At 62.9% G+C, this 16,478-nt stretch carries 11 protein-coding genes; 5 read left to right on the forward strand and 6 right to left on the reverse strand.

Annotated elements, in window-relative coordinates; translation table 11 throughout:
• The first annotated feature begins 46 nt into the window (after window positions 1-46).
• From KF691_05645 to KF691_05660, 4 genes are all read left to right on the forward strand, one after another.
• Complete coding sequence (locus KF691_05645; GenBank protein MBX3388920.1) at window positions 47-1,915, forward strand: homoserine dehydrogenase; 1,869 nt, start codon at window positions 47-49, stop codon at window positions 1,913-1,915.
• Window positions 1,912-3,198 carry a PLP-dependent transferase gene (locus KF691_05650; protein MBX3388921.1) on the forward strand — a complete coding sequence of 429 codons (1,287 nt, stop codon included), beginning with the start codon at window positions 1,912-1,914 and terminating at the stop codon, window positions 3,196-3,198. Before KF691_05645 ends, KF691_05650 begins: the two co-directional genes overlap by 4 nt.
• On the forward strand, window positions 3,195-4,235 hold the full coding sequence (locus KF691_05655) for an aspartate-semialdehyde dehydrogenase (protein ID MBX3388922.1): 1,041 nt from the start codon (window positions 3,195-3,197) through the stop codon (window positions 4,233-4,235). The genes KF691_05650 and KF691_05655 overlap by 4 nt, the downstream gene beginning before the upstream one ends.
• 201 nt (window positions 4,236-4,436) lie before the next feature.
• Window positions 4,437-5,075 (forward strand): hypothetical protein, encoded by a 639-nt coding sequence (locus tag KF691_05660; GenBank protein MBX3388923.1) that lies wholly within the window; start codon window positions 4,437-4,439, stop codon window positions 5,073-5,075.
• Window positions 5,076-5,360: 285 nt separating this feature from the next.
• Here the strand turns inward: KF691_05660 and KF691_05665 are convergent, their stop codons facing one another.
• Window positions 5,361-6,908 carry a radical SAM protein gene (locus tag KF691_05665; GenBank protein MBX3388924.1) on the reverse strand — a complete coding sequence of 516 codons (1,548 nt, stop codon included), beginning with the start codon at window positions 6,906-6,908 and terminating at the stop codon, window positions 5,361-5,363.
• Between the two features lie 170 nt (window positions 6,909-7,078).
• On the opposite strand from KF691_05665, the gene KF691_05670 reads away from it, so the two are divergent.
• Entirely contained in the window at window positions 7,079-8,008 is a 930-nt protein-coding gene (locus KF691_05670; GenBank protein ID MBX3388925.1) for a hypothetical protein, read from the forward strand.
• Window positions 8,009-8,075: 67 nt separating this feature from the next.
• Here KF691_05670 and KF691_05675 read toward each other — a convergent pair whose 3' ends face one another.
• From KF691_05675 to KF691_05695, 5 genes are all read right to left on the reverse strand, one after another.
• A complete protein-coding gene (locus tag KF691_05675; protein ID MBX3388926.1) occupies window positions 8,076-9,188 on the reverse strand; it encodes a tyrosine recombinase in 1,113 nt (370 codons plus the stop codon).
• A 70-nt stretch (window positions 9,189-9,258) separates the two neighbouring features.
• Complete coding sequence (locus KF691_05680) at window positions 9,259-10,767, reverse strand: flagellin (GenBank protein MBX3388927.1); 1,509 nt, start codon at window positions 10,765-10,767, stop codon at window positions 9,259-9,261.
• A 365-nt stretch (window positions 10,768-11,132) separates the two neighbouring features.
• The gene (locus KF691_05685) at window positions 11,133-12,647 is read right to left on the reverse strand and encodes a flagellin (GenBank protein ID MBX3388928.1); all 1,515 of its coding nucleotides are present in this window, start codon (window positions 12,645-12,647) and stop codon (window positions 11,133-11,135) included.
• Window positions 12,648-12,914: 267 nt separating this feature from the next.
• Complete coding sequence (locus KF691_05690; GenBank protein ID MBX3388929.1) at window positions 12,915-14,423, reverse strand: flagellin; 1,509 nt, start codon at window positions 14,421-14,423, stop codon at window positions 12,915-12,917.
• 410 nt (window positions 14,424-14,833) lie between these two features.
• On the reverse strand, window positions 14,834-16,396 hold the full coding sequence (locus KF691_05695; GenBank protein MBX3388930.1) for a flagellin: 1,563 nt from the start codon (window positions 16,394-16,396) through the stop codon (window positions 14,834-14,836).
• Window positions 16,397-16,478: the final 82 nt, after the last annotated feature.

The raw sequence follows: 16,478 nt of genomic DNA on the forward strand, positions 1-16,478 counted from the left end.
CGGCCCACGCGTGATCCGCGTACCCGCTTTTGATCTGGAGTTCGTCATGTCCGCCCAGCCCAATGCCCAGCCCGCTCACAACGACGACGTCGTCGTTCTGAAGTTTGGAAGTTCCGTTCTGCCGAACGAAGAGTCGCTTTCACTCGCGATCCACGAGGTGTATCGCTATCTCCGCCGCGGCCAGAAAGTGATCGCGGTTGTTTCCGCGATGGGCCCGACGACGGACAAGTTGCTCGTGCACGCGAAGACGTTCGGCGATTCGTGCGATGCCGGCGGCATCGCGGCACTCGCCGCGACGGGCGAAGCGCAGACGCAGGCGCTGTTGACTCTCGCGCTCGATCGCGCGGGTATTCCGGCGAACGCGATCGATCCGGGCGCGCTCGGGCTCAAGACCAGCGGGCCGCTGCTCGATGCCAAGCCGGAAAGCCTGAACGTCGATGCGATCCGCGCGGCACTCGACGATCGACCGGTGCTCGTTGTGCCGGGTTTCATCGGGCGCGATGCGCTCGGTCGCACTTCGCTGCTGGGTCGAGGCGGCTCGGATTTCTCGGCGCTGTTCATCGCTGCCGGTCTCGGTTGCGATTGTGTGCTCGTGAAGGATGTCGATGGTCTTTACGACCGCGATCCTGCCGAGCACGCGTCCACCGCGCGCAGGTATCGGAAAGTGTCATACGAAGACGTGCTCTCGCTGGTTGAAGGCGTTGCCCAGCACAAGGCCGTTCGGTTCGCACGCGATCACCACCTCTCGATCGGAATCGGCGGCATCGGCCACCCGGTCGGCACCGTCATCGGGCCCGAACCGTCACAATTCGCGAAGGGCATCGGAACTCCCAAGCCGGTGCGGGTTGCGCTGCTCGGGCTCGGCACCGTTGGACTCGGCGTTTACCGCCATCTCGCGCAATTGCCCAAGCTGTTCGAAGTCGTGTCGGTCGGCGTGCGCACGCTGAGCAAGCACGCATCGAGCGGCGTGCCATCGCCGCTGTTGACGAGCGATCTCAACGCCGTGCTCGCATCACAAGCCGACGTCGTCGTCGAATCGATCGGCGGATTGCATCCCGCGCGCGAGCTCATCCTCCAGGCGCTCGGCGCAGGCAAGCACGTTGTCACCGCGAACAAGGCCGTCATCGCCGCGTTCGGCGCCGAGCTGCACGAGCGTGCGCGAAAGCACGGAGTGTCGCTCCGGTACAGCGCGAGCGTCGGCGGGGGAGTGCCCGTGATCGAAGCGATCCGTCGCGCCCGCGAATCGGGCGAGGTCGCCGAGCTTCGCGGCGTGCTGAACGGAACCACTAATTTCATCCTCGGCCGGCTTGAGAACGGCGTTTCCTTTGACGAAGCGGTTCGCGAGGCGCAGGCCGCGGGATTTGCAGAAGCCGATCCATCCGCAGATCTCGATGGCCTTGACGTCGCGAACAAACTCGCGGTTCTTGCCGCGGTTGGGTTCGGTGTCTCGTTGCCGGTCGAGAAGATCGAACGCACCGGCATTCGATCGATCAACGCGGAAGCGGTCGCGGCCGCGCGGGCCCAGGGGAATGCCATCCGCCTGGTCGCAACTCTTCGGAACGAAGGTTCGGGCGTCGTGCGTGCTCTCGTGCGGCCGGAAGAGGTCCCGCTCTCGGGCTGCTTTGCGCAGCTTCGCAACGAACAGAACGCGGCGATCGTGCGTCTTGCCGACGAACGCCAGATCGTGGTGAACGGGCGCGGTGCCGGCCGCTGGCCGACCGCCGAATCGGTCTTCGCCGATTTGCTCGAAATCGCCGGGGAACGTTTCGACCCGGAAGATGTGCACGACCGTGTTCGTACACACGCCAGAGCGCACGGCGTTGCCGCGAGGTTCGCGCAAGGGCCTCAACGCGAAGCCGCACCCGCACTGGGCGGCGCGCCGCTGCCGGCGCCGCGTCCGGGAGTCAATCGGTGACGCTGCACATTCACACCAAGCTCGTACATCCGGCCACGGACGGCTTGCAGCACAAGCCGACCGTGACACCGATCTACCTGTCCGCCACGTTTGAACAGGAATCCGCGACGGAGTTCGGCGAATTCGACTACTCCCGCAGCGGAAATCCGACGCGGCAGGTTCTTGAATCGCAGCTCGCCGAACTCGAGGGCGCCAAGCGGGCGTTCGCGTTTTCCAGCGGAGTCGCTGCGATCGCCGCGGTGACTCGTTTCCTCAAGCCCGGAGAGGAGATTCTCGCCGCGAACGATCTCTACGGCGGAACGCAGCGCATTTTCTCGACGATTCTGCCGGATCGCGGCGTCGACGTTCGCTATTGCAATGCTTCGAACGTGGACCGTTTTCTCGCCGCGGCGTCACTCGAAACCAAGCTCATCTACTTCGAGCCGGTCGGCAACCCGATGCTCACAATCTACGACGTTCGAGCCATCGCGGAAGCGGCGCGGCGGAGAGGAATCCTGACCGCGGCGGACAATACGCTGCTCACGCCGCTGAATCTCCGTCCGCTCGATCTGGGCGTGGACATCGTGATCCACTCCGCCACCAAGTACATCGGCGGGCACAGCGATGTGACTGCCGGCGTTGTCGCGGTGAACCGCGACGATCTGGCCGACCACCTCTATCGCACTCAGAACGGTGAAGGGAGCGCGCTCGCGCCCTTTGACTGCTACAACCTCGAACGAGGCCTGCGCACGCTCGCGCTCAGGCTCGAGCGTCAGCAGGAAAACGCGAGGAAAATCGCGGAGCACCTGGCGGGCGTTGCCGGATTGCAGCAGGTTCGCTACCCGACGCTGGCGTCGCATTCGGGGCGAGACATTCTCGCGAATCAGTGCACGTCCAAGCACGCGGGGGGCGGAGCTCTGGTGTGCTTCGAGACAGGGTCGGTCGAAACTTCGCGTCGGATTGTCGAGGCGTTGAAGTTATTCGCGATCCGCGTGAGCTTTGGCACGGTTTCGTCGTCGGCCAGCTTGCCGTTCTACATGTCGCACGCGAGTGTTCCGGAGAGTGAACGGGAGCGTCACGCGCTGCCGCGCGATCTGGTGCGGCTTTCCATCGGCATCGAGCACATCGACGATCTCATCCAGGACCTCGACTGCGCGCTGCGGGAAGCGGGGATCGGCAGGCAACGCGAGCCGAAAGCGATCGAAGCGGTCGCGATCAAATCGACCGTGAAGGCGCGATACGAGACAGCGGAAGTTCCCGAAATTGTCGTCCCGATTCAATCTGTCGTCGAGGTGGTCTCATGATTCCGTCCGATTGTCCGATCGTTGTGGTGGGGGCGACCGGCGCGGTCGGGCGCGAGGCTCTCTCGATTCTTGAGTCGCGAAATCATCCGGCGAAGCAGATTCGCGCCGTTGCGTCGGCGCGCTCCGCTGGTTCGTCCATTCCGTATTCCGGCGGAAACCTGACCGTGACGGAAGCAGGGCCGGCGAGCTTTGCCGGTTCAAGGGTTGCTCTGTTCTGTGCGACGTCGGATACGGCCCGTGCTTTGGCGCCGATCGCGCGTGCCGCGGGATGTGCAGTCGTGGACAATTCCTCGGCCTTTCGCGCGGATCCCGGCGTGCCGCTGGTGGTGCCCGAAGTGAACGGTGAGGAAGTCGTCCGGGCGTCGCAGCCGGCGCTCGTCGCCAACCCGAACTGCTCGACGATTCTCATGCTGGTCGCGCTCGAACCGATTCGCCGGAGATTCGGGATCGAGCGCATCGTCGTTTCGACGTATCAGGCTGTGTCGGGCGCTGGCGCCGCGGCAATCGTCGAACTCCAGACTCAGGCCGCGGACATGCTTGCCGGCCGCGCGCCGCAAGCCAAGGTGTTTGCAGAGCCGTGCGCGTTCAACGTGTTTAGCCACAACTCCACCATGGATGAGGCGACGGGCCTGAATGGCGAAGAAAAGAAAATGATCGGCGAGACTCGGCGCATCTGGAACGATCCAGACGTGGAGGTCTCGCCGATGTGCGTGCGTGTGCCCGTCATTCGCGCCCATTCCGAATCGGTCGCCGTGACCCTTTCCTCGCCCGCTTCGGAAGGCGAAGTTCGAGCGGCGTTCGAGGGCGCCAGGGGTGTTTGCCTCATCGATGATCGGAAAGCAAACAAGTTCCCGACACCGCTGCAGGCATCTGGTACGGACACGGTCTTTGTCGGTCGGTTGCGCGCCGATCCGGGATCGAACCGGGATGCACAGGGCCGGACGCGTCATCACTGCCTTTTTCTTTCGGGCGATCAGCTCCGCAAAGGGGCAGCGCTCAACGCGATTCAGATCGCGGACTTGCTGTTCCGCAAGTGATTCTTCCGCAATGAGTTGAAGCGCAGTTTTGGCGTGCCAGGCTGCTCCGATCGCCTGCAACGCGGGGATTGGTAGGCGACGCCGGGAATCGTGAGTCATAGTTGATCGGGGCAGAGTGAGCAGCGCCGCAGCCGCGGCGTTTTGTCGTTTGTACCTCTTCCAGCGCTCGCCCTCTTCCCCGTTTAAGTTCGGAGACTCACCATGAAAACTCTTCCGCTTGCCGCCGCGTTCGCTGCCTCGGCTTCCGCGCTCGCGGGCTCTTCCGCGATTCAGTTGCGACTCCAGGGTGATGCTTCACCCGCGGCGAACAACCTGAGCCATGTCTATCTGCTCGCTTGGTTTCAGGAGTCCGGGGCGCCGGTGCAGCACGAAGCGCTCGGAGGCTGGGCGCTGACCGACGCGGCCAAGAACAGCATAAACACAGTCAGTGTTTCCACTTCGATTGCTCAGGATGTATCGCTCGGTATTTTCGACGACCCGATCGGTGCGGCACGCTACACCGTGATCGGCGTCTACGACGACGGGGGCGTCTCGGTGACAATGCTCGATTCGGCGTTCATTCCGGGCTTCAGTGAGTGGAGCAGCATTTTCGCAACATCAGAATCAACCGTGCAGTCGTGGCTGGAGGCGGGCGATGTGGCGTCGCTCTACAACTGGTTCCACAACGAGATGGTTCTCACCGGGTTTGCGCCCGAGATGGGTGTCCGCGCCTCGCAAGTGGATTTTTCGATCGCGGATGTGAACGGAACGAGCTACATCGAGATGGCCGAAATCCCGGCGCCGGCCGCGTTGACGCTGATCGGATTGAGTGGGCTTTGCGCAATTCGCCGTCGCCGCTAGAGCGAAATCGCTTCACGTGTAGCGATTTTGAAGGGCGCATGCAAACGATCGGAACCTTACCCTACGAGCCCGAGTGCAGCGAAGGGCGATTGCGCACGACATCGCCAGGCGCACCGAATTCTGCGGCCTCTATACCCGAAGGCGATCTGCTCTAGCAGGCTGTTGAAATTCTGATTGTGCCTACTGCGCCGACGCATTGCAGACAACTTTCTGGCCCTCAGACCCGGGTCGCGAGGGTAGATGGCGGTTCGAAATTGCGACTGGTTGGAGTTTTTCAACAGCCTGCTAGCGGGCGGGTTCGAGTTCGCCCGAGCGGGATTTGACCTGAACCTGGAGCGCCACCTTTTTCTCGCGCGGGGCTTCCTGGTGCATTTTTCGTGCGCGATGCATGGACCAGTCGGTAACCGAAAGATCCGGTGCGCTCGCGGATGAGTGCACGCGCAGCATGTCGTACACATTGTCGCGCTGCGCCGGAATGAAGCCTGCCCCGCGGATCAGGCGACAGAGCACCGCCTCATCGAGGCAATAGGTCGTGCCGGCGCTGCTGACCACGTTTTCTTCCATCATCACGCTGCCCATGTCGTTCGCGCCGTACGAGAGCGCGACTTGCCCGATGTGCGGGCCCATGGTGACCCACGAACTACCGATCGAATAAATGTTGTCGAGCATCAGGCGGCTGAGCGCCTGCGTGCGCAGGTAGTCGGTGCTGCCGCTCATGCGCACGCGTCGGCCGAATTCTTCCGCGCCCTGAACCGACTTGTGATCCACATCCGCGTTCTTGCCCCACTCAAACGCGCGAGCGAGAAGGTCGCCGGGGAACTCGGATTTGAGTTCGGCTTCGTTCACTCCCCAGTCTCTTACGCGACCCAATGGCGTGTTCTCGCGCTGGAACGGCCACGAAATAAACGCCTTGTAGTGCCCGCCGCCGGCGCTTGCCCTCCGGCGTTCGGGGCGGCGCCATCCGTTCGCGTACTTCGAATGGATCTGCGGCGCCGGCGTGTCGATCGAGGAATCGGGTTTGGCCAATTCGCCGCCGAATTCCCGCAGTGCGCGATCCTGCCACTCACGCACCAGCATTATGTGATGGATGCGGTCGGCGTATCCCTCGATGTGTCCGAACATCATCGTCGCGCTCGTGAACATGCCGAGCGAGTGCGCCACATACATCACCGTGAGCCAACTCTCCGCGTCGCACTTTCCTAGCCCGATCTTGCGACGCACCGGATTCGCGAAGATTTCGCCGCCGCCTCCCGGAACGCTGTCGAGGCCGGCATCACGCAGTCGGACCATGACCCAGCGGATCTTCTCCTCCAGGTTCTTGCCGGGCGGATCAAAGAAGTGAACAAACTCGATGAATTCGGGCGGGCTGAATCCGTGCACGTGGATGTGCGGGTAGCGTTCCTTGATCGCGTAGAGCAGATCGAGGTACCAGTCGAATGGCAAATCGGGGTTCATGCCTCCTTGCATCAGGATCTGGGTGCCGCCGATGGCGGACAATTCGCCGACTTTCTGGAGAAGCACCTCATACTCAAGCGTGTACGCATCGGCCTCGTGTCCGTCGCGGCGGAACGCGCAGAACGTGCATTTGGCGTTGCAGACGTTTGTGTAATTGATGTTCCGGTCAATCACATACGTCCGGAAAGAGTCGCCGTGGAGACGCCGGCAACTCGCGTCGGCGTAGCGCCCGAGCATGGCCAATGGCGAGCGCCGGAAGAGCTCGAGAGCCTGGTCCGGGCCGAGCCTGGCTGTCCCAGAAGCAACCGCGGTCAGAAACCCCGCGTCGAGAGGGTCGGCGTGAGGAACGAGCGGGGGCGGGGTGTAGAGGTTGCTCATGGGCGAAGCTTCGAAACTTTCAGGATACTTTGAAAGCATAGCGGTGGCGACCCGGGATCGCAATTCTGGGCAATTTGTTCCGGATACACGGCACAATCGCTCCAGCCGTCTTAACAACCCGTCGATAGGACGCAAGGGTTCAAAATGCAAGCACTTATGGGAGCCTGAACGTGCCCCGGCCAACTCCTGGCGCCTACATCAACGCCTCACCAGCTTTGCTCGCGCTCCGGCGCGGTGCGGTCTTCTCGGCGCTAGTCGTGGCATGTGCGATCGTTGCGCAATCGCTGGTCTTCGCGTGTGTCCACTACACCGACATTCGATTCGAAGCAGCCACGCGCGAGCAGGCGACCTCCCATGAGAATCTGGTCGTGGTCGAAGCCGGACCTCGCAAGCCGATAGATCCGGCAACGCTCGATACCGATGTTTCGGAATCCCGCACGACCGGGAAAGCAGACGGCGTACTGGCCGCCGTGTCGAATACAGCCTCGGGCGTCGGCGTCGTCGCGCTCGCGGTGCTGGTTGCGCAATGCTGGATGGCGACCGCGATCGCCGCGGGCGCCGGCGTGGTCGGCATGCAGCGCGCGGTGCGTGCAGCCAACATCACAACAGCGCTCTTTCTGATCGCGCTTCCATGGTCAAGCGCCATTCCCGCGACGCCAATCTGGGGAGTCTTCTGCGGGTATCAGCCGCTGATCAACGCGAGCAGCGCAGTGGCGGCCGGCTCCGCGAGCGAGCTGCTCACGCTGACTATTCATGCGATCTTTCCCGTGGCGCTCATCGGCTTGCTCGTCTGGGCTGTGTTCAGCCTGAGCGTCGGTGTTTCCGCCGGAATCGTGAAGGCGACGATTGATCCGGTGATCGAGGCGGAGATCGCCGCGGTTCAGGAGTACGGAGCGGGAAGCTTGTATGCGGGGCGATCAGCGGGGGATCTCCAGCGGATCGGATCCGCTCCTTTGGTTTCGCCGATCCGAATTGCGGGTGACAACGAAGCGGATCGGGCCATGGCCGAACTCGAGAAGCTCGCCGGCCGCAAACGTTCGCGCGACGGCGATGAGCCGCTGCGTCCGACCGGGACTGATCCGCTGCGCCGGCCGATCTAACTCCGAGATCACAGTATCGAAGTGGCCCGTACGGCCTGCCGCGACTCTTGCGACATGCGAGGGAGTGCTACGAGGCCGAGCGTGAACGCGGCGATCCGGAGTCGGCCGGTCGCGCCGAGCGTTCGCGCGGGTGGAACTTGGCGTGCACCACTTTGAGGTGCGATCGATCGACGTGCGTGTATATCTGTGTCGTCGCGATGTCGGCGTGGCCGAGCATCTCCTGCAGCACGCGGAGGTCGGCGCCGCCGACGAGCATGTGCGTCGCGAAACTGTGCCGGAGCATGTGCGGATGAACATCGCGGAGACCTGCCGCCGCCGCGTGTTTGCGAACGATCTGCCAGAGCGCGACGCGCTCGATGGGGCCGCCGGAACGGGAGAGAAAAACGCGCCCTTTGTCGCGCCCGTCTGGTTGCAGCAACTTCGGCCGACACTCCTTCAAGTACTCATCGAGCACGCGACGCGCCGGCATTCCGATCGGCACGAGCCGCTGCTTATTGCCTTTTCCGGTGACGAGCACGCCGCCGATCGCGGGATCCACTGATCGCAGCGTGATGGTGGAAATCTCGGTTGCGCGCAGCCCGCTGCTGTACAGCATCTCGAGAATGGCGCGATCGCGCAGCCATAGCGGAGGCGAGCCGTCAACTTCTTTCGGCGGCCGCGGCGATTCGATCAACGAACGCACCTGCTGAATCGAGAGGCACTCGGGCAGTCTCTTCCAGCGGGTGGGGGGATCGAGCGAGTCGGACGGATTGCGATCGATCCGGGCGTTGGCGTGAAGCCAGCGGAAGAACACACGGATGGTCGCGAGGTGGCGAGAAACCGAAGAACCCTCCATCTTGCGTTCAGACTTGAGCCTCGCGAGGTGATCGATGAGATGCTGGGTGGTGATCGCGCGAACAGTCCCGACGCCTCTCGCTGCAAGCTCGGTCAGGAGTTCGCCCAGGTCGCGTCCGTATGCCTCGAGCGTGGCGCGGCTCATGCCGCGCTCGATGCGCAAATACACGAGAAAGTTGTCGCGTGCCGCGTCGAGCTCGCGCGGCAATTCCGCACTGGGCGCTTTCTTTCGAGCGCGCGGTCTGGCTTCCTTCGCTTCACGAAATTCAGATCCGAGTTGGCCGTGCCGGCGTCCCATCTGGTCCTGAAGATCGTCAGAATATCGAATCCGGCGTGAACACAACATCGCGCAAGAAAAAACCCCGGGCGGAGTACGCCCGGGGCCGCGTGATTCTCGTTTCTCTCAGGTCTTCGGCTTAGCCGAGGAGCTGAAGAGCGGCCTGAGGCGACTGGTTCGCGACACCCAGAATGTTGGTCGAGGCATTGACCAGGATCTGGTTGCGGGTTAGTTTCGCCGTCTCACTCGCGAAGTCGGCGTCGCGGATGATCGACTGAGCTGCAGTCGAGTTTTCCACGGCCACGCCCAGGCTGCGGACCGTCGAACCGATCGTGTTCGACTGGAAGGCGCCCAAGCGGCCGGCGAGCGACGAGGTCTGAAGGATCGCCGCGGCGATGACCTTCTGAGCGTTGTCGGTGCTGCCGCTGACCACGTTGTTGGCCTTGCCCGAGGCGAGGCTGTTCAGGTAGCCAAGAGCCTGCGTGCCGAGCTTGGTGGTCTCGACCGACTGGATGCCGATCGACACCTTGCCGCCGATGTCCACGTTGCCGTTGAGCTGGAACGAAGCGCCGCCGCCGATGATCGAGAACGCGTGGCTTCCGACCGCGCCCAGCGTCTGAGACTGGGTGTCGCTCAGCGTCACTTCGACGTCGAGGAAGTCGGTGTTCACGCGGGCCGTCTTACCGGTCGCGGTGGTGGAGATGCCGTTGATCGTCGCGGTGACGTCGGCACCCTTCTTGGTGATGGTGTTGCTCGCGTTGGCGAAGGTGCTGACGCGAGTCGTGTTGGCGACGGCGTCGTTGGTCGAATTCAGAGCGTACACGCCTTCCTGACCGCTGTTGGCGATGTTGCCGGCGTCGACGACGCGGAGGCTGGCGTAGTTCGCGCTGCCGAAGTCGGTCGCGTCGAGACGGATGCCCGTGCCCGAGACGGTCGCTTTCGCGCCGGTGATGCTCGTGAAGCTGTTAATCGCCGCGGCGATGTTGGTCAGGCTCGTCGAGCTGCTGAACGTGAGCTGACGCGTGCCCGCCGCACCACCGACTTCGATGGTGAACTGGCTGCCCGTGCCCGTGTCGATCGACGAAGCGCCGAACGACAGGAACATACCGCCTTTGTGCGCCGATGCGGTGACGAGAACGTCCACGTTCGTGCTGCCGTTGAACTTCGCGGCGTTGATCTTGTAGTCCGACACGCCCGAAGCGACGGCGGATGTCTTGAAATCAAAGTTGCCGTTCAGGAGGCGCACACCCTGAAAGGACGTGCTGCTCGAGATGCGGTCGATGGTCTGGAGAATCGAGTCGATCTGAAGCTGGTTCGCCTGCTTTTCTGACTCGGAGATGCCCGCGGCGCTGGAGCTGGCCGTGACCAGACCCTGCAGCTGCGTCAAAAGGCTCGACACCTCGGTGATGCCGCCAGCGGCAATGTTCACCACCTGGTCGGCGCGGTTGGCGTTCGCGACCGCGGCGTTCTTGCCCGCGATTTCGGCGCTGAGGTTGTTGCTCGCGATCAAGCCGGCAGGATCATCCTTGCCGCTGTTGATGCGAAGACCCGTCGAGAGTCGCTCGAGCGAGGTGGACAGGCCTGTCTGGTTTTGGCCGAGCACCCGCTGAGCAATCAGCGACTGAACGTTTGTATTAATCCGTCCCATGGAATCGATTCCTCCGTGATTCGTCCCGCACGCGGGTCGATCGGACGCCGCAGCGCCTACCCCTTCCCGCGCCGGGCGAACGGCCCGGCACGACTCGCCTCTGCGGAAAACCGCCTAGGCGCCGAGGCGCAGAACCGATCCGCGCCGCCTCCGCCCCCTCGCCGTCACGCATGGCTCGGGGGGGCCAGACTGGACAATCGGGAGACTTGACCAACGCGCCAAGTTCCTGAGCCGATCCTCATGCCAAACGGGTTGGTTTGTGCGCCCTGCGCGGGTCGGCGCGAGCGGTTCTCGGTACCAACGAAAAAGGCCCGCGATGAACGCGGGCCTTTGGTCGTTTTGGGACTCGGCTTTGGTCTGATTCTTTAGCCGAGGAGCTGCAGAACCGATTGCGGCGCCTGATTCGCAAGACCAAGCACATTGGTGCTAGCGTTCACCAGAATCTGCGCCCGGGTCAATCCGGCGGTCTCCGCGGCGAAATCGGCGTCGCGGATCGCGGACTCGGCCGCGGTCGTGTTCTCGACCGAGACGCTCAGGCTTCGAATCGTCGAGCCCACAGTGTTCGACTGGAACGCGCCCAGGCGGCCTCTCAGCGAAGAGATCTGTTCGATCGCCTTGTTGACCACCTGCTGTGCCTGTTCCGAATTGCCGTTGACCAGGTTGTTCGATTGACCCGAGGCGAGCGAATTCACGAAGCCCGAGGTCGAATTGCCCAACTGGGCGGTGTTGACGGTCTGAATGCCGATCGACACCCGCCCGGCGATATTGACTTGCCCGCTGAGCTGGAAATCGGCGCCGCCCCCGGTGATGGTGAATGCGTGGGAAGTGCCCACGGCGCCCAGCGTCTGTGCCTGGGTCGTGGTAAGCGTCGCTTCAACGTCCAGGAAGTCGGTGTTGATGCGAGCATTCTTTCCGTGCGCGGTGGCGATAATCCCGTTGATTGTCGCCTGCAGATCCTGACCCTTGTCGGTCAGAGTGTTGATCGCATTCGCGAAGGTGCTGCGTAGGGTCGTACTGGCCGAATTCGTGTCGGTGGCGTTGAGGTCGTAGATGCCTTCTTGGCTGCTGCTGGCGATTCCGGCCGAGCGGACAACCTTGATCGAGGTGTACTGCGACGAGCCGAACTCGCTGCTGAAGAGCTTGATTCCGGTTCCCGAGGCCGTCGCCCGGGTTCCGGTCACAGACGCAAAGCTGTTGATTGCCGCAGCGATATTGGTGAGCGACGTCGAGGAACTGAACGTGAGTTGACGTGTTCCGAAAACTCCGCCGACCTCGATCGTAAACTGGCTGTTGGCCGCTGTATCAATAGAAGTCGCGCCGAAGGAGAGGTAAAAGCCGGCCTGCTGCGCAGATCCTGTCACGAGGATGTCAGTGTGGAGCGAACCACCGGAGTATTTCGCGGCGTTGATGCGGAAGTCCGCGATCCCGCTTGCGACGTTGCTGGTCCGGAAATCGAAGCTGCCGTTCAGCAGCTTGACGCCCTGGAAACTTGTGGCGGACGAAATGCGGTCGATGGTCTGCAGGATCGAATCGACCTGCAACTGGTTGGCCTGGCGCTCCGCGTCGGAGATGCCGGCGGAGGACGAGGAGCTGGTGATGAGCCCCTGCAGCTCGGTCAGCAGCGAGCTGACTTCCTGCAAGCCCCCCTCGGCGATGTTGACCACCTGATCGGCGCGGTTTGCGTTGGCCACGGCCTGGTTGGTGGATTGAATCTCGGCGCGAAGGTTCTCGGAAGCGATCAGGCCGGCGGGGTCGTCCTTGCCGCGGCTGATCCTCAGGCCGGTGCTGAGCCGCTCGAGCGATGTGGACAGCGAATGCTGGTTCTGTTGCAACACCCGCTGGGCGATCAGAGACTGAACGTTTGAGTTGATGCGGCTCATGGCAAACTTCCCCAGAATCCCGACCCGTGACCGAGTGTCAAACCCGGCACTCAAAGCCCGTATCCGTACAGGCTTTGCGTCAGGCTCGGAGGTTTCCGGGCGTTGACGCACACGGGGGATCGGCGCGTCCGGAAAGCGCTTTGAGCCGTCTCATAAAAACGGTGAAAAAACTCGGCGCAACATCTGCGCGTTGCGCAAATGAAACCGGCCCCGGAAGTTCGATTCCGGGGCCGGCACTTGGGACGAGCTGATCAAATCAGGTCAGAATTAGCCGAGCAGCTGCAGCACGGACTGCGGGGCCTGGTTGGCAAGACCGAGCACGTTGGTCGAGGCGTTCACGAGGATCTGCGAGCGGGTGAGGCCCGCGGTTTCCGCCGCGAAGTCCGCATCCCGGATGATCGACTGAGCTGCCGTCGCGTTCTCAACCGCCACGCCGAGGCTTCGGATGGTGGCCCCGACCGTGTTGGACTGGAACGCGCCGAGTCGACCGGAGAGCGAGCTGATTTGTTCGATCGCGGCGCCAACGATTTTCTGAGCGTTCTCGGTGCTGCCGGTCACGACGTTGGAAGCCTGTCCGCTGGCGAGCTGGCTCAGGTATCCAACCACCTGATTGCCCAGCGAGGTCGTTCCGACCGACTGGATGCCGATCGAGACCTTGCCGGAGATATCGACGTTGCCGGCGAGCGTAAATGTTGCGCCGCCTCCGATGATGGAGAAGGCGTGCGAGCCGACGGCGCCGAGCGTCTGCGACTGCGTCGTCGTGAGCGTCGTTTCAACATCGAGGAAGTCGGTGTTGATGCGGGCGGTCTTGCCGTTCGTGATGGCGGCGACGCCATTGATCGTCGCCTGCATGTCCTTGCCCTTGTTGGTGATCGTGTTGGTCACGCCACCAAAAGTGCTGCGCTTGGTGGTCGAAGCGGAATTGGTGTCGTTGGACTGCAGGTCGTAGACACCCTCTTGACCGCTGCTGGCGATGCTGCCGGCGTTGACGACGCGGAGGCTGACGTAGTTGGCGCTGCCGAAGTCGGTCGAGTTGAGCTTGATGCCCGTTCCCGAAACCGTGGCATTGACGCCGGTGATGCTGGTGAAGCTGTTGATCGCAGAGGCAATGTTGGTCAGGCTCGTGGAGCTGCTGAACGTGAGCTGACGGCTGCCGGAGGCGCCGCCGACTTCGATGGTGAACTGGCTGCCGGTGCCCGTATCGATCGAAGCGGCGCCGAACGAGAGGAACATCCCGCCCTGCTGCGCCGAGCCCGTTACGAGCACGTCGACGTTGGCGCTGCTGGCGAACTTGGCGGCATTAATCTTGTAGTCGGCGACGCCCGAGGCGACTCCCGACGTTTTGAAGTCGAAATTGCCGTTCAGGAGCTTGATGCCCTGGAACGAGGTGCTGGTCGAGATGCGATCGATCGTCTGGAGGATCGAGTCGATCTGGAGCTGGTTGGCCGAGCGCTCCGCATCGGAAATACCGGCGGAAGAAGAGGTGGCCGTGATCAGGCCCTGCAACTGGGTCAGCAGGCCCGAAACTTCGGACAGGCCGCCGGCGGCGATGTTTACCACCTGATCGGCGCGGTTGGCGTTCGCGACCGCGGCGTTCTTGCTCGCGATCTCGGCGCCGAGGTTGTTGCTGGCGATAAGGCCCGCAGGGTCGTCCTTGCCGCTGTTGATGCGAAGGCCTGTGGACAGGCGTTGGAGCGAGCTGCTCAGCGACTGCTGGTTCTGGCCGAGCACGCGCTGGGCGATCAGAGATTGGACGTTGGTATTGATGCGGCCCATGAGCGACGAACCTCCCTGCTTTCACGCGTTCGGGAGACCGGCGTGACCCGGGTCCGATCGCGCCAAGGTCCGTTTCCGCATCACGCGGCGACGCGGACCTTGTGTTCCCGGCCCCGCACACGCAGAAGGCCGGTGCCCCGAATCCGTTGCGGGGCCGATGCGCACCTCCGGACCATCCGAAAACACGCGATCGCACATGCTCATCGGGCGCACCGGGGCGGCGATTTATGGGCGGCGCTTCAAAGTAATCCGGCAGGTCCGTCTGTGCGGACTGGGAAGGGACGGCGGAATACCGAACCGTCCGAGAAAAAGAAAACGCCCCGGCGATTCGTGCCGGGGCGGGAGGAATTCCTGATAACGGTGGGCGGAACTTACATCAAATCCTCTCGAATCGCTTTAGTCCCGATCCCTTAGCCTTGGAGGAGCTGGAGAACGGACTGGCTGGACGCGTTTGCGAGTTGCAGCACCGTCGTGCCGGACTGGCTCAGGATCTGGGCGCGAGTCAGTGCGCTGGTTTCCGCGGCAAAGTCGGCGTCGCGGATCGCGGAGCTGCTCGCGGTGAGATTCTCGAGTGCGCTGTTGAGCGAACGTGTGTTGGGTTCAAGGACGTTTCGCTGGAAAGCGCCGAGCCGTCCACGCAGGATGCTCACTTCGTCGATCGCGCGCTCCAGGATGTTGCTCGCGGTCGTGAAGTCCTTGCTCTTGAGGCTTGCGTCGATGGAGTTGGTGCCGCCGGTCACGAGCGAACTGAGGAACTGCATCGTGCTGCCGACGAGCACGCCGCCGAGGTTCGAAGCCGCGACGCTCTGCGTTGCGAAACTGGCCTGCTGAGAAGCCGACACATCCGGTCCGAGCTGGAAGAGCGAGCCGCCGCCCGTGATGTCGAAGTTGCTGGGCGTACCGGTGATCGTTGTCGCGAACAAGGCGGACAACTGCATGTCCATCGAGAGGTTCGGGGAATTCACCTTGATCTTGAGGCCGTCGCCGGTGGCGAGGGCACCGTTGACCAGCGCCTGCACGTTCTGTCCCTCGTCGCGCTGCGCGACGGAAACCGTTCCGTTGCTGATAAGTGTGGACCAGCCGAAGGGCGAACCCGAGGGCGCGGGCAGGTTGTTGACGACTTTGTAGAGATTGTTGCTGAACGCGTCGGCCGCGAGCGCCGGGCCCTGGAGTCGCTTGACCGAGACAAAGGCGTTGCTGCCATAGTCCACGGAGGAGAAGACCATGCCGCTGGTCGGATCGTTGTTGATCAGCGAGGCGCGAATGCCGGTCAGGCTGGTGAGGTTGTTGACAGCGTCAACGACGCTCGTCAGCGAAGAATTGCTGGTGACGGTGATGGTCTGCACGCCCCGGACGCCCGCGATCTGCAGAGTCGTCGAACTGAGGATCGTTCCGGCAGCGGACGGCGGCTGGAAATAGAGTGCGCCGGTCTGCGCAGAAGCAACGACGTTGACCTTCACGTTGTAGGTGGACTGATTGATGAACGAAGCGTTCCAGACCTTTGCCTGCACGACGTCGTTGGGGTTGATGCCGGAGAGGTTGTAGTCGAGGCTTCCGTTCAGCAGTTTGAGCGAGCCGAAGCTGGCGGTATCGCTGATGCGCGTGATGCTCGCGATGGCGGAGTCGATCTGAAGCTGATTCGCGGTTCGTTCCGCGTCGGAGTTCGCCCCGGTGTTGGCGCTCTCGACGATCAGCGACTTGATCGAATTGAGCAGATCGCTCACTTCCGAGAGCGAGGCCTCGGTCGTCGCGATCACGTTCGCGGCTCGGTCCGAGTTGCTGATGCCCTGGTTCACTCCGGAGATGTTGGAGCGCAGGCGCTCGGAGATGATGAGCCCCGCCGGGTCATCGGCTCCGCGGTTGATCCGCAGCCCGGTGGAGAGGCGCTCGAAGCGCGTCTGTAATTCGGACTGGATGCTGCGCAGGTTCCTCTGCGCCAGCACACTCGGGATGTTCGTATTTATCCGGGCCATGGCAATCCTCCGTGATTGCGAGCGGCGATCTGACTGGTGTCTCGAAGTGCGTCAGCGTTGCCGGTGAGTTCTGACTGGTTTC

It is taken from the genome of Phycisphaeraceae bacterium (assembly GCA_019636555.1).
Taxonomy (GTDB): domain Bacteria; phylum Planctomycetota; class Phycisphaerae; order Phycisphaerales; family UBA1924; genus JAFEBO01.